This is a genomic window from Halopseudomonas sp. MFKK-1 (genome assembly GCF_027474385.1).
In the GTDB taxonomy this organism is placed as follows: domain Bacteria; phylum Pseudomonadota; class Gammaproteobacteria; order Pseudomonadales; family Pseudomonadaceae; genus Halopseudomonas; species Halopseudomonas aestusnigri.
In genome coordinates this window covers 3,576,072-3,588,995 of record NZ_CP114836.1, presented here as the reverse complement: position 1 = coordinate 3,588,995, position 12,924 = coordinate 3,576,072, and the positions used below count along the sequence as shown (strand labels likewise).

Here is a 12,924-nt window from a genome sequence, read left to right as displayed (position 1 = left end):
GCAACTATGGCTAATGAAGTCTATACCCGCACCAATCAGGCGTTGTATTTTGCCCGCCGTGCGATCGAGTCCTGGCAGCAGGCAGAGCAGAGCGACGCGATCGATGCACTGACGCAGGCGCAGTATCATCGTGAGCATGCGGTCTTTCATCTCTACCGGGGCGTATTGGCGCTGATTCATGAGGTGGCAGACCGGTACCGCTGGCCGCTGGTTGATGCGCGTCAGGTCGAATCGGTGCTGGTACCCGCGGTAGTCAGTCGGTTTCCCGGTCCCGAGCTGGCGGAACTCACCGAGCTGGCTGACAGCGCTGGTACCTGGTTGGCCGGTGTCATTGCCGCCTGGCAGCGATTGCAGGCACCGCCGCAGCCGGTCGACAACTCGACCAACTCGCTGATTGCCACCAGTGCCACGCCGGTCACCGAGTGGACCAGTGTGCAAGCCGAGGAAGCCCTGCAGGAGGTTTCCCGTCGCGTACGTGCCTATCGCGACGGCATGCAGGAATGGTGAAGGCGGTATCGCGGATGCCGTGAGTACGGCGCTGTGTTACACTGCGCGCAGTTCAGACAGGAGATATCCGCAATGCCTTCACCCTTCCTTGAAATCGTCGAGCTCGCCAATGGCAAGGTTGCTCTGCGCCGTTCCGACGAAGAGGGTGAGCCGTTGGTGGTGATCGAGTTTTCCCGCGATGCGCGGGAATATCTGCAGGAAAGCTATATTGAAGTTGCCAAGGCGATGATCAGTGCCGGTATGCAGGCCGCTGGCCAGATGATGGATGAGGATGACGACGGCGACGCCATCCCTGAAAGCCGTGTCCTGCATTAATCGACACCGCGATAGTTCAAAGGCCAGCATTGAGCTGGCCTTTTTTGTATCTGTTTTCAGCCCAGATGGACGTTCAGGCTGTGGCAGCGGCCGGCCTGGGCCGCTCGTTCCAGGCGCGGGGCAATGCAGCTGTCGTGATCAAGCCAGCTGACAACGGTATGGCTGCCGCCCATCCTGAGCAGGTCGCAGCAGAGTTTGAGGCTGTCCATGCCGGCCTTGGAGCGCACGATCATGATGCGTTGAGGGTCGAGGTTGGCGCCGCGAAGCCATTGCTGGCTGAGTGCAGCGGGCGGGTCGATCAGGGTAAGCCAGCGCCGGCTGTCTTTCTGGCTCAGTTCGCGCAGCACCGGGGCCAGCCACTGCAGGCACTGGCGGGCGCTGCCATGCAGGGTCATCTCGCTGTAACTGCCATCCTGTTCATCATCCTGCGGCAGTGCCTGTGCTGGCTGCGCAAAGGCACGGTGCTTCAGGCGTGTTGCCATCAGGGCGTTGTGAAACAGGTCGGTCTGGGTCAGGGTCTGTTGCTCGGTGCGGGCGTACTGCATGATCAGCTCCTCAGCGGCGGATAACTCCGACGCTTAAACCTTCAATGGTAAGTTCCTGTTCTGCAAGGTCGATCTCAATCGGCCTGAAGTCCGGGTTTTCTGCAATCAGCGAGACCTTGCGGCCCTGGCGCTGAAAGCGTTTTACCGTGACTTCTTCTCCTATGCGGGCCACTACGACCTGCCCGTTACGGACTTCGCTGGTACGGTGTACTGCCAGCAGGTCGCCGTCCATGATGCCGATGTCTTTCATGCTTTCCCCATGGACCCGCAGAAGGTAGTCGGCGCGGGGGGTGAAAAAGTCGGGGGAGATACGGCAATGGTCTTCGATATTTTCAAGCGCCAGAATCGGCGCACCGGCTGCCACTTGACCGATCACCGGAAGCTGGTCATCACTGGCTTCGCTATCCGATTCCGGCAGGCGAATACCGCGCGAGGCGCCGGGGATCATCTCGATAGCGCCCTTGCGGGCCAGGGCGCGCAGATGGTCTTCGGCTGCGTTGGGCGACTTGAAGCCCAGAGTCTTGGCAATATCGACGCGCGTCGGCGGGTAGCCGTTGCTGTCCATGTATTCCTTGATGAACGCCAGAACCTGCTGTTGTCGCGCGGTAAGTTTCTGCATGGCGGGTTGCCTGTGTTTTTATCCAGTAACTGAGATTATATACAGTTGTTTTGCTCCGGCAACCCCTAATTTTCGTGTCGCTGTTCACCGGTTTGCCAAAGGGAGGATGGGATTTACGTGGGCGGGGAGGTAGTCTGGGGTTGACACTAAAATCGTTTTAAACGTATGTTTGAAACGAATGTTTGCCTCACTTGGGGGAGCGCATGGCGCAGTCCGACACGGTCAAGCGAATACTTGACGCCGCAGAACAGCTTTTTGCCGAAAAGGGTTTCGCGGAAACCTCTCTACGTCTGATCACCAGCAAGGCAGGCGTCAATCTGGCCGCGGTCAACTACCATTTTGGCTCAAAGAAGGCATTGATTCAGGCCGTGTTCGTCCGGTTCTTGGACCCCTTCGTCAGCAGCCTTGAGAAGGAACTGGATCTGCGCGAGTCGCGTGACAAGGGCGCGCCACCCAGTCTTGAGGTTCTGCTCGAAATGCTGGTTCAGCAGGCGCTGGCAGTGAAGCCGCGCAACGGCCATGACCTCTCAACCTTCATGCGGTTGCTAGGGCTCGCATTCAACCAGAGCCAGGGCCATCTGCGCAAATACCTCAGCGAGGTGTATGGCAAGGTATTTCAGCGTTATATGCAGCTTCTGGTCAGTGCTGTGCCGGGCATCCCTCCGCAGGAGCTGTTCTGGCGCGTTCACTTTATGCTCGGCAGCGCGGCCTTCACCATGTCCAGCATGAAGGCGCTGCGTGCGATTGCGGAGGCGGAGCTGGGCGAGCCGCGTCCGGTCGACGATGTGTTGCGGCTGATGGTTCCGTTCCTGGCAGCCGGAATGCGCGCCGAGAGCGCGACGTTGAGCCGGCCCGAGGCGATGGCGCTGTAACCTGCATTTACCTCCGCTGCGCTGTCCGCTAAGGTGTGCGCAGCGCTGGAGGTGACATGCAGCTCGATCATATTCATATTTCCCTGAACGATCAGACCCTGGTTGGCTTCTGCGCTGGCGAGGTTGTCTGTCGTTATGCCGTATCCACAGCGCTTAATGGCCCTGGCGAGCAGGAAGGGTCTGGCTGCACGCCGCGCGGCGCCCATCGGGTGCGCGCTCGAATCGGCGATGGTCAGCCGCTGGGTGCCGTGTTCATCGGCCGGCGTCCCACCGGGGAGGTATGGACCCGGGCGCTGGCGGAGCAATTTCCCGAGCGTGACTGGATTTTGACCCGAATTCTCTGGCTCTGCGGTGAGCAGGTCGGATTCAACCGCGGTGGCCGGGTTGATTCTCAGCGCCGCTATATCTATCTGCATGGTACCGGCGACGATCAGCCGATGGGTGCGCCGCTGTCCCATGGCTGCATTCGTCTGCGTAATGCCGACATGCTGGAACTGTTCGAGCGCACGCCGGTCGGTTGTAGCGTTCAGATTGACGCGCAGTGATGATGCGCTGTCGTTTTCAGGAGAAGCAATATTGAAACAGGGTGCCTTGATGCTGGATCTGCCTGGCCTTTGGCTGGAAGCAGAGGACAGGCAGTTGTTGCGTCAGCCGGAAGTCGCCGGCTTGATCTTGTTTGCGCGCAATACAGAATCGCCGCGCCAGGTCGCCGAGCTGGTAAGGGCCATCCGCAAGGAGCGCCCGGACATGCTGATAGCGATAGACCAGGAAGGCGGGCGCGTTCAGCGCCTGCGCCGTGACGTACTCAGGCTGCCCGCGCTGGCCGACGTCGCTGCGGTGGCTGACGCGCAGGCTGACGCGGTGGCCCGGGCTGCTGCCTGGGTAATGGCGACCGAGATGCTGGCCTGTGGTATCGATATCAGCTTTGCGCCGGTTCTTGATCTTGATTACGGTCGTAGTCAGGTGATCGGTAATCGCTCGCTGGGCGGCGATCCTGATCGGGTGGCACGTCTCGCCAGTGCCTATATTGATGGTCTGCACGCGGCGGGTATGGCGGCCACCGGCAAGCACTTCCCTGGCCACGGCTGGGCCGAGGCGGATTCGCACTTTGCGCTGCCGGTGGATGAGCGCTCGCTGGACGGTATTCGGCGTACCGATCTCGTACCGTTTGCGAGGCTGGCCGGCAAGCTGGACGGCATCATGCCGGCCCACGTGGTGTATTCGCAGGTTGATGCGTTGCCCGCCGGATTCTCGACCCGCTGGCTGCAGGACATCCTGCGCGCAGAGCTGGGTTTTGATGGCGTCATTTTCAGTGATGACCTGACCATGGCTGGTGCGCATGCGGTCGGCGGTATGGCCGAGCGGATTGACGCGGCGCAGGCGGCGGGGTGCGACATGCTGCTGATCTGCAATGACCGTGCGGCGGCGGAAGAAGGCCTGGTACACGCGCAGAAACAAGGGTTGCAAAGCCCGCCCCGCATCGCTCGCATGCTGACAGGCGCCCCTGCTGGTGCAGACTACCGTGCGACGCCCGAATGGCGTCAGGCTGTTTCCTTGTTGAGGGAGTTTGATCTGGTTTGAATGATTTAATCCAACAGCTGCCGGAGCAGCTGCAGCTTGAACAGCTTCCGTTGATTGGCGAGGCCTGGATCTACCACGTATTCGCGGTAGTGCTGGCGTCGCTGGTCTGCGCCTACATTGCCAAGCGCGTGCTGGATCACGTTCAGGCACGCGCCGAGAAAACCCGCAATATCTGGGACGATGCGCTGGTCGATGCGGCGCGGCGCCCGGCCTGGGTGCTGATCTGGAGTATGGGGCTGCTGTGGGCCGCACGGATCACTGCGCTGCAGATGGATGACGATCTGGCCGCGGTGCTGGATCAGGTGCAGCGGCTGCTGCTGATTGGGCTGCTGACCTGGTTTGTCCTGCGCATGATGCAGCAGGTTGAGCAGCGGCTTGTTGATCCGGCCTACCGGGAAATACCGGCCGACAAAACGACGGTTGGTGCGATTGGCAAGTTGCTCAGGGCTTCTGTGGTCATCACTGCGGCGCTGGTCGTGTTGCAGTCGCTCGGATACAGCATTTCCGGGGTGCTGGCATTTGGTGGTATTGGTGGTATTGCCGTCGGCTTTGCTGCCAAGGATCTGCTTGCGAACTTCTTCGGCGGGCTGATGATCTATCTGGATCGCCCCTTTGTGGTGGGCAACTGGATACGCTCGCCGGATCGCAACATTGAAGGTACCGTCGAGGATATCGGCTGGCGTTTGACCCGGATTCGCACCTTCGACAAGCGCCCGCTATACATCCCCAACGCGGTGTTCGCCAATATTGTGGTGGAAAACCCCTCACGCATGACCCATCGGCGAATCTACGAGCATATCGGTATTCGCTATGACGATATCAAGCGCATGGAGCCGATTGTGGCGGACGTGCGCAAGATGCTGCAGGCGCATGAGGATATCGATCAGGAACAGACTCTGATGGTGTTCTTTGATCGTTGCTCGCCGTCGTCGGTGGATTTCTTTATCTACTGCTTCACGACGCCGGTATGGGCCGAGTTCCACCGGGTGAAGGAGGATGTGCTGTTGAAGATTCTGGCGATCGTCGAGAAGCATGAGGCCCAGGTCGCATTTCCGACGTCGACCATTCATTTGCCGGATGCGCTTGAGTTGCGCGGCGCTCAGCTTGCCGACGGGCGGCCGCGCGATTCTGTGCGTGAGCTGCAGGAGAATGACGCGTGAGCGGGATTTGGGGTGTTATCGGTGGTACCGGCCTCAGTGCCCTGGACGGTCTGGAAATCGAGAGTGAAGAGCTGATTCAGACTCCTTGGGGTGCGCCTTCTGCGCCGGTTGTCCGTGGCCGTATTGACGGGCAGGCGGTCTGTTTTCTGGCGCGGCATGGTCATCCGCATCGGATACCGCCGCATCGGGTCAATTACCGGGCAAACCTCTGGGCGCTGCGGGAAGCCGGAGTTGATCGCATCGTTGCGGTCAATGCGGTCGGCGGTATTCACCCGCAGTTGCAGACCGGCACGTTCTGCGTGCCGGATCAGCTGATCGACTATACGTGGGGGCGTGCCTCGACTTACTTCGAGGATGATCTGCAAAGCGTCACCCACATTGATTTCACCTCGCCGTACGACGAGCCAGTGCGCGAGCAGCTGCTGGCCGCCCTCAAGGCGCAGAATATCGGTTGTCTGCCGTTTGGCGTCTACGCGGCAACCCAGGGGCCGCGGCTGGAAACTGCGGCCGAGATTCGAAGGTTGGAGCGCGATGGCGCGGATCTGGTCGGCATGACCGGTATGCCCGAGGCGGCGCTGGCCCGAGAGCTGGGGCTCGCCTACGCCTGTCTGGCGCTGGTGGTCAATCCGGCGGCCGGCAAGGCGACCGAGGTGATTACCATGGAAGCTATCGAGGCGGTTGTCGTGGCAGGCATGCAGCAGGTCAAGGCTGTGCTGCAGCGGCTATTGCAGGGCCCGCCACACGCCTGAGCGTGCGGCGGGCTGAGGTGATCAGCGGCTGATGGTGACCAGCATGCCAAGGCTCTGATGGTCCAGGTAATGAACTTCACCCGGGCGCAATGCGCGGGTTTGATGCAGGAACTCGGAAATCAGTGGCGTCTCGGACTGCAGTTGCAGTTCCGCCGCTGAGCGGTTGCGCCAGAACGCTACCTTCAGTTCGGTCAGGGTTGCCTGGCGCAGGTTAACCAGCCCCTGAATCGGATAAACCCCGTTTTCTGGATTGCCGCGGTGCAGGGCGACGACCAGGTCGTTATCCAGTGGTTGTGACCATGCCTGATGCAGGTAGATCTGATAGCCGTTCTGCTCCAGCTTGCGGGCCTGGTCACTGAGGCGGTAGCGGGTCTGGTCGATGGCGCGAACATCGGTTCGCGCAGTGTTTTCCAGATCTACCGCGTCTACTTCCCAATCAAGCTCCGGATTGCTGCCCTGTACCAACGGTGCCGACGGCTGACCGAAAAAGACGACTTCGACCAGATACTCTTCGGCGCTGGCCACCAGCGAGAAGCCGGCCAGGGTGGACAGCAGGGCAATCGAGAGCAGTTTGCTCAGCAGTTTCATGGGCGTTTTCCTTTGCCTTGAGGGGTGTCTTTCGGGATGTTGGCGAGGCGCTCGAACAGGGCTTCGACCGTGTTCAGGCGCAGCTCGGCATTGCCCATGGGCGAATTGAAGCGAAATACCGTAGCGCCTTCAAGTCGATAGCGCTGCGGGTTGTCCTGAATCATACGCACCAGCACCATCGGATCGATGCGGGTATCTGCAGCAAACTCGATACGGCCATGCTCGGCACCCACGTCAATCTTGGTAATGCCCAGCGGCTCGCAACGCAGTTTCAGCGAGGTGATCCGGAACAGGGTTTTTACCGGTTCCGGCAGCAAGCCGAAGCGGTCGATCATTTCAACCTGAAGATCCTTCAGAGCATCCTCGTCTGCGGCGTTGGCGATGCGCTTGTAAAGGATCAGGCGGGCGTGCACGTCGGGCAGGTAGTCTTCGGGAATCAGCGCCGGCAGGCGCAGATTGATATCGGTTCCGCCGCCCAGTGGTTGTTCCAGCTCAGGCTGCTTGCCTTGCTTGATCGCCTTGACGGCGCGTTCGAGCATTTCCATGTACAGGGTAAAGCCGACCGCCTGAATCTGGCCGCTCTGGCCTTCGCCCAGCAGCTCGCCGGCGCCGCGAATTTCGAGGTCGTGGGTGGCCAGAGTGAAACCGGCGCCCAGATCCTGGGCGGCGGCGATGGCTTCCAGGCGTTTCTCTGCGTCGCTGGTTATCTTTCGGCCTTCCGGAGTAAGCAGGTAGGCATAGGCCTGGTGGTGGCTGCGGCCAACGCGCCCGCGCAGCTGATGCAATTGGGCCAGGCCGAACTTGTCGGCGCGCTCAATGATGATGGTGTTGGCGCTGGGTACGTCGATGCCGGTTTCGATGATGGTGCTGGTAACCAGAATATTGAAGCGGCGATGGTAGAAATCGCGCATCACCTGTTCCAGTGCACGCTCGGGCATCTGGCCGTGGCTGATGCCAATGCGCGCTTCCGGCACCAGTTCGGCCAGATCGGCAGCGCATTTTTCGATGGTCTCGACGTCGTTGTGCAGATAGTAGACCTGGCCGCCGCGCAGCAGCTCACGCAGGATCGCTTCCTTGACCACGGGCTTCTGTTGGACCATGACAAAGGTCTTGACCGACAGGCGGCGTGCGGGCGGTGTGGCGATGATCGACAGGTCGCGCATGCCGGAAAACGACATGTTCAGGGTGCGCGGGATTGGGGTGGCGGTCAGGGTCAGCACATCGACTTCGCTGCGCAGTGCTTTCAGTGCCTCCTTCTGGCGCACGCCAAAGCGGTGCTCTTCGTCGATGATCACCAGGCCGAGATCCTGGAACTGGACGTCGCCCTGCAGCAGCTTGTGGGTGCCGATCATGATGTCGACCTTGCCCTCGGCCAGTTCGGCGGCCGCGGCTTTGACTTCCTTGGCGGATTTGAAGCGCGACATGACTTCCACGCGCACCGGCCAGTTGGCGAAGCGGTCCTTGAAGCTGTTGTAGTGTTGCTGGGCGAGCAGGGTGGTCGGCACCAGCACCGCAACCTGCTTGCCGCTGTGCACTGCGAGGAAGGCCGCGCGCATGGCGACCTCGGTCTTGCCGAAGCCGACATCGCCGCAGACCAGGCGGTCCATCGGCTGCGGGCTGGTCATGTCCTTGAATACCGCCTCAATGGCGGCCAACTGGTCGGCGGTTTCCTCAAACGGGAAGTCGTCGGCAAAGCTCTGGTAGTCCTGTTCCGGGTCGGCGAAGCTGAAGCCCTGGCGCGCGGCGCGGCGGGCATATACGTCGAGCAGTTCGGCAGCGACGTCGCGAACTTTCTCGGCGGCCTTGCGACGCGCCTTCTGCCATTGATCAGAGCCCAGGCGGTGCAGTGGCGCACTGTCGTCATCGCTGCCGGAATAGCGGGCAATCAGGTGCAGGTTGGCGACTGGCACGTACAGCGTCGCCTCGTCGGCGTACTCCAGTACCAGAAACTCGGCCTGCTGATCTTCAACGGTCAGGTTGGTAAGACCCCGATAGCGGCCGACGCCGTGGTCGATATGAACCACCGGCGCGCCTTCGCGCAGCTCGGTCAGGTTTCGGATGACCGCGTCGCCCAGATCGGTCGCCTTGCCACGGCGGCGGCGCTGCATGACACGCTGGCCGAACAGCTGGCTTTCGGCAATCAGGGCAACGGCGGCACTGTTGATCAGCATGCCTTGGTCGAGCGGCGCGATAGTGATGGCGACGGCGCTGCTGCCGGTGCTGAAGGCCGGCCAGCTGTCGACGTCATCCGGTTTGATCCGGATGCGGGCCAGCAGCTCGGTCAGTGCTTCGCGGCGGCCAGCGGTTTCGGCGACGAACAGGGTGCGCCCCGGATGTTGCTGCAGGAAGCGCTGCAGAGCCGACAGCGGGTTTTCCAGCTTGTTGTCGATCGCCAGGTCGGGCGGCAGCGGGCAATCAAATACGCTGGCCTGCGATTCGTCAGGACGATCCTGATGGCAGACAATGCGCGGATGCTGTTTGAGCAGCGCAAAGGCTTCCTCTACCGGCAGAAACAATTCGCCTGGCGGCAGCAGCGGGCGAGTTGGGTCTACGCCCTGTTCGCTGTGGCGGGTGCGTACGTCCTGCCAGAAGTGCTCGGCGTTCTGCTCGATGCCGGGCAGGGTGAACAGCCGGGTATTGTTCGGCAGGTAGTCGAACAGGCTGGCCAGTTCGTCGAAGAACAGCGGCAGATAGTACTCAATGCCTGGTGGAACAAGGCCTTCGCTGAGGTCCATGTACAGCGGGCAACGCCGATGATCCACTTCAAAGCGTTCGCGAAAGCGCGCGCGAAAGCCAGTCAGCGCAGACTTGTCGAGCGGGAACTCCTTGGCCGGCAGCAGGTGGATGCGGTCTACCTTGTCGATCGAGCGCTGGGTTTCCGGATCAAAGGTGCGCAGCGTCTCGATCTCGTCGTCCAGCAGGTCGATGCGGTAGGGCAGTGCACTACCCATTGGATAGAGATCCAGCAGCGCTCCGCGTACCGCGTAGTCTCCGTGTTCGTAGACCGTGTCGACGCAGCGGTAGCCGGCCGCGTCGAGGTTGATGCGCATCCGGTCGATGTCCAGTTGCTGGCCAATCTCCAGCAGCAGGACCGAGCCGCCCAGAAACTCACGCGGCGGCAGCCGGTGCAGCACCGTGGTCATGGGTACAACAAGGATGCCCTGGCCGATGCGAGGCAGCTGGAACAGCGTTTTAAGGCGCTGGGAGATGATGTCCTGGTGCGGAGAGAAACGGTCGTACGGCAGGGTTTCCCAGTCGGGGAAGCTGATGACGGGGAGCTGTGGTGCGAAAAAGCGCAGCTCCTGCTCGAGACTGTCGGCGGCAGCGGTGTCGGGTGTGATCACCAGGCTCAGGCCGTCGTGCTGCTGGGCACCTTCGGCGATGGCCAGGGCGCGAGCGGCGCCCTGCAGGCCGGACCAGTACAGGCGGTTGCCGGTGGCGGCCGTCAATGGAGGAGATAGCAGCAGCTTTGATGCGGGCATGCGATAACTCTTGAGGTCGGTTCGGTGGCGTGCTGGCCGATGCTAGGCTGGCAACGGCAGGCAGTTTACCGTGCTCGTTGCGTTTGTGCCCGCGCCGGCTGGATTTTGTCCGGAAGATTGCCTATGGCGCGCGCTGAAAGCATAATATGCGCCCTTTAGTTATCAAGACTTGGAAGGTAAAGCCGTGACTCAAGCCCAATTTGAGCAGTGTCTGGAAAACTGGACGGACCGTGAAGCCACCGCTGAGGCGATGATTCCTCTGATTGGCCGTCTGTACCGTGAGCATAACGTTGTCACCTCCGTCTACGGTCGTGGCCTGGTCAATCGCTCGGTCATCAGCCTGCTGAAATCCCACCGTTTCGCTCGTCAGATCGATGACAATGAGCTGTCGGTTCATGACACCTTCCCGGTTCTGAAGGAGCTGCTGGACCTGAACCTGGGCCCGGCCTCCATCGATCTTGCCCGTCTGGTCAACAAGTTCCGTGCCTCCGGCAGCGACGACCTGAATGCCTTCCTGCGGGTCGAGCTGGCCAGTGTTATCGGCAAGACCGGCGAGCGCCGTCAGGGTCGTGATGTGGTGTTGTACGGCTTCGGTCGCATCGGTCGGCTGCTGGCGCGCATCATGATCGAGAAGGCCGGTGCCGGTGATGGCCTGCGCCTGCGCGCCATCGTTGTCCGCAAGGGCGCAGCCAACGATCTGTCCAAGCGTGCCAGCCTGCTGCGTCGTGATTCGGTTCACGGCTCCTTCCAGGGCACCATCACCATTGATGAAGAGAACAACACCATCACGGCCAACGGCAACCTGATTCAGGTTATCTACGCCAGCGATCCGACCAGCATCGATTACACCGCGTACGGCATTGAAGATGCCATCGTTGTGGACAACACCGGTGTATGGCGCGACGAGGCCGGCCTGTCCCAGCACCTGCAATGCAAGGGCGCGTCCCAGGTAGTGCTGACCGCGCCGGGCAAGGGCGACCTGAAGAACATCGTTCACGGCATCAACCACGCTGCCATCACGCCCGAAGACAAGATCATTTCTGCGGCGTCCTGTACCACCAACGCTATCGTGCCGGTATTGAAGGCGATCAACGACAAGTTCGGCATCGCCAATGGTCACGTTGAGACTGTGCACTCGTACACCAATGACCAGAACCTGATCGACAACTTCCACAAGGGCAACCGTCGTGGTCGCAGTGCCGCGCTGAACATGGTTATCACCGAGACCGGTGCAGCCAAGGCGGTTGCCAAGGCGCTGCCGGAGCTGGCTGGCAAGCTGAGCGGTAACGCCATTCGTGTTCCGACGCCGAACGTCTCCATGGCGATTCTGAACCTGAACCTGGAAAAGTCGACCAATCGCGACGAGGTCAACGATTACCTGCGTCACATGGCGCTGCACTCCGAGCTGCACAAGCAGATCGATTTCACCAACTCGCAGGAAGTGGTTTCCACGGACTTCGTGGGGTCGCGTCACGCCGGTGTGGTCGATGCCGAAGCAACGATCTGCAACGACAATCGCGTGATTCTGTATGTGTGGTACGACAACGAGTTCGGTTACAGCTGCCAGGTTGTGCGCATTCTGGAAGATATGGCTCACGTCAATCCGCCGGCGTTCCCGGTCTGATTATCGGATATGTCAGCAACAAAAAAGGCGCTTCGGCGCCTTTTTTGTTGCTTGGTTTCTGCTTTTGCTGTGTTGCTAGCGCAGCAGGGCGCTGCGCAGGTCGTCAGACAGCCCGTTCTGGCCAAGCCAGATGCCAAGGTACGCATCGGCCAGCCCCGGCGTCTTGCTGCTGAAACTGAGCTGATTGTTATGGTACAGCTGGAGTTCTCCGTCGGCAGTGCGATCCAGGCTGTAGGTGTCTCCCTCGCTGACGTCGACGAAATGGGTGTGCAACTGGTCGATGTCGGCTTGCAGTTGGGCAAGTCGGGATGCCGGGTGCTGGCGCTCCAGTGTGACCTGCGCGGCCTTGATCATGTCATCCCGGTCTATCGAGCGGTGATACTGCAGGGTTAGTCGAACCGGTTGACCGCTGTCGAGAATACCGGTCAGGTTGCCGTTGCTCGGGGCGTACAGTGTGGCGGTGTAGACATCCACGAACAGGTAGCGAAACAGGTGCTGATTGCGGGTAGTCAGCGTCGTCTCGGTGGTTGCTGCGGCGCTGGTTGAAGCGAGCAGCAGCAAAGCGCTGAGGAAGATGCTCGGCAGTGACATGTGAATCTCCCTGGTTGGATGATTTGTGATCAGTTCATGTTGTTTGGACCGCTTTTCGGACAAACTGATCGCTGGGTCTGAAGATCAGTGTTTCCGCGTATTTCAGGATCGCCCCGAAAGGGCTGCCGGTGTTATCGATTTCATCAATGGGGGCAATTTAAAAACCGAAAAATCCCGGGGCTCGGTAGCATTGAGTAGTCATGCTCTTTATACTTGGCGGGATTTTTTATGGGGGTTTGAGGCTGCTCCGATTCGTGCCTGCGTTGGCTGTCAGCACGGATGGGACAACGC

At 60.6% G+C, this 12,924-nt stretch carries 13 protein-coding genes; 8 read left to right on the top strand and 5 right to left on the bottom strand.

Going from position 1 to position 12,924, the window contains the following annotated elements; translation table 11 throughout:
• Positions 1–6 precede the first annotated feature (6 nt).
• Both O5O48_RS16610 and O5O48_RS16605 read left to right on the top strand, forming a co-directional pair.
• On the top strand, positions 7–507 hold the full coding sequence (locus O5O48_RS16610) for a DUF6586 family protein (protein ID WP_228246696.1): 501 nt from the start codon (positions 7–9) through the stop codon (positions 505–507).
• A gap of 72 nt (positions 508–579) precedes the next feature.
• The gene (locus O5O48_RS16605; protein ID WP_088276508.1) at positions 580–822 is read left to right on the top strand and encodes a hypothetical protein; all 243 of its coding nucleotides are present in this window, start codon (positions 580–582) and stop codon (positions 820–822) included.
• A 56-nt stretch (positions 823–878) separates the two neighbouring features.
• On the opposite strand, the gene sulA is transcribed toward O5O48_RS16605, so the two are convergent.
• Both sulA and lexA read right to left on the bottom strand, forming a co-directional pair.
• Positions 879–1,367 (bottom strand): SOS-induced cell division inhibitor SulA, encoded by a 489-nt coding sequence (gene sulA, locus O5O48_RS16600; RefSeq protein WP_233049404.1) that lies wholly within the window; start codon positions 1,365–1,367, stop codon positions 879–881.
• Between the two features lie 10 nt (positions 1,368–1,377).
• The gene (gene lexA, locus O5O48_RS16595; RefSeq protein WP_269687643.1) at positions 1,378–1,986 is read right to left on the bottom strand and encodes a transcriptional repressor LexA; all 609 of its coding nucleotides are present in this window, start codon (positions 1,984–1,986) and stop codon (positions 1,378–1,380) included.
• A gap of 203 nt (positions 1,987–2,189) precedes the next feature.
• Between lexA and O5O48_RS16590 the strand changes: the two genes are divergently transcribed.
• The 5 genes from O5O48_RS16590 to O5O48_RS16570 are packed head-to-tail and all read left to right on the top strand — an operon-like array spanning position 2,190 to position 6,348.
• Entirely contained in the window at positions 2,190–2,858 is a 669-nt protein-coding gene (locus O5O48_RS16590; protein WP_088276504.1) for a TetR/AcrR family transcriptional regulator, read from the top strand.
• A gap of 56 nt (positions 2,859–2,914) precedes the next feature.
• Positions 2,915–3,403, top strand: a complete 489-nt coding sequence (locus O5O48_RS16585) for a L,D-transpeptidase (RefSeq protein WP_088276502.1) — start codon at positions 2,915–2,917, stop codon at positions 3,401–3,403.
• Positions 3,404–3,452: 49 nt separating this feature from the next.
• Positions 3,453–4,439 (top strand): beta-N-acetylhexosaminidase, encoded by a 987-nt coding sequence (gene nagZ, locus O5O48_RS16580; RefSeq protein ID WP_269688726.1) that lies wholly within the window; start codon positions 3,453–3,455, stop codon positions 4,437–4,439.
• A complete protein-coding gene (locus O5O48_RS16575) occupies positions 4,436–5,599 on the top strand; it encodes a mechanosensitive ion channel family protein (RefSeq protein WP_269687642.1) in 1,164 nt (387 codons plus the stop codon). The genes nagZ and O5O48_RS16575 overlap by 4 nt, the downstream gene beginning before the upstream one ends.
• Positions 5,596–6,348, top strand: a complete 753-nt coding sequence (locus tag O5O48_RS16570) for an S-methyl-5'-thioinosine phosphorylase (RefSeq protein WP_228246185.1) — start codon at positions 5,596–5,598, stop codon at positions 6,346–6,348. Before O5O48_RS16575 ends, O5O48_RS16570 begins: the two co-directional genes overlap by 4 nt.
• Positions 6,349–6,369: 21 nt before the next feature.
• Here the strand turns inward: O5O48_RS16570 and O5O48_RS16565 are convergent, their stop codons facing one another.
• Together O5O48_RS16565 and mfd are read right to left on the bottom strand one after the other, a co-directional pair.
• Positions 6,370–6,936 (bottom strand): CsiV family protein, encoded by a 567-nt coding sequence (locus O5O48_RS16565; RefSeq protein ID WP_088276498.1) that lies wholly within the window; start codon positions 6,934–6,936, stop codon positions 6,370–6,372.
• Positions 6,933–10,418 (bottom strand): transcription-repair coupling factor, encoded by a 3,486-nt coding sequence (gene mfd / locus O5O48_RS16560; RefSeq protein ID WP_269687641.1) that lies wholly within the window; start codon positions 10,416–10,418, stop codon positions 6,933–6,935. The genes O5O48_RS16565 and mfd overlap by 4 nt, the downstream gene beginning before the upstream one ends.
• Before the next feature lie 184 nt (positions 10,419–10,602).
• Between mfd and O5O48_RS16555 the strand changes: the two genes are divergently transcribed.
• Positions 10,603–12,042 carry a glyceraldehyde-3-phosphate dehydrogenase gene (locus tag O5O48_RS16555; RefSeq protein WP_228246187.1) on the top strand — a complete coding sequence of 480 codons (1,440 nt, stop codon included), beginning with the start codon at positions 10,603–10,605 and terminating at the stop codon, positions 12,040–12,042.
• 75 nt (positions 12,043–12,117) lie between these two features.
• Here O5O48_RS16555 and O5O48_RS16550 read toward each other — a convergent pair whose 3' ends face one another.
• Positions 12,118–12,633 (bottom strand): chalcone isomerase family protein, encoded by a 516-nt coding sequence (locus O5O48_RS16550; RefSeq protein WP_269687640.1) that lies wholly within the window; start codon positions 12,631–12,633, stop codon positions 12,118–12,120.
• Between the last annotated feature and the right edge of the window lie 291 nt (positions 12,634–12,924).

Coding starts and splice junctions, on each gene's coding strand:
- O5O48_RS16550 (WP_269687640.1), bottom strand. CDS start 12,633: ATGTCACTGCCGAGCATCTTCCTCAGCGCTTTGCTGCTGCTCGCTTCA.
- O5O48_RS16585 (WP_088276502.1), top strand. CDS start 2,915: ATGCAGCTCGATCATATTCATATTTCCCTGAACGATCAGACCCTGGTT.
- O5O48_RS16590 (WP_088276504.1), top strand. CDS start 2,190: ATGGCGCAGTCCGACACGGTCAAGCGAATACTTGACGCCGCAGAACAG.
- O5O48_RS16565 (WP_088276498.1), bottom strand. CDS start 6,936: ATGAAACTGCTGAGCAAACTGCTCTCGATTGCCCTGCTGTCCACCCTG.
- mfd (WP_269687641.1), bottom strand. CDS start 10,418: ATGCCCGCATCAAAGCTGCTGCTATCTCCTCCATTGACGGCCGCCACC.
- lexA (WP_269687643.1), bottom strand. CDS start 1,986: ATGCAGAAACTTACCGCGCGACAACAGCAGGTTCTGGCGTTCATCAAG.
- sulA (WP_233049404.1), bottom strand. CDS start 1,367: ATGCAGTACGCCCGCACCGAGCAACAGACCCTGACCCAGACCGACCTG.
- O5O48_RS16605 (WP_088276508.1), top strand. CDS start 580: ATGCCTTCACCCTTCCTTGAAATCGTCGAGCTCGCCAATGGCAAGGTT.
- nagZ (WP_269688726.1), top strand. CDS start 3,453: ATGCTGGATCTGCCTGGCCTTTGGCTGGAAGCAGAGGACAGGCAGTTG.
- O5O48_RS16610 (WP_228246696.1), top strand. CDS start 7: ATGGCTAATGAAGTCTATACCCGCACCAATCAGGCGTTGTATTTTGCC.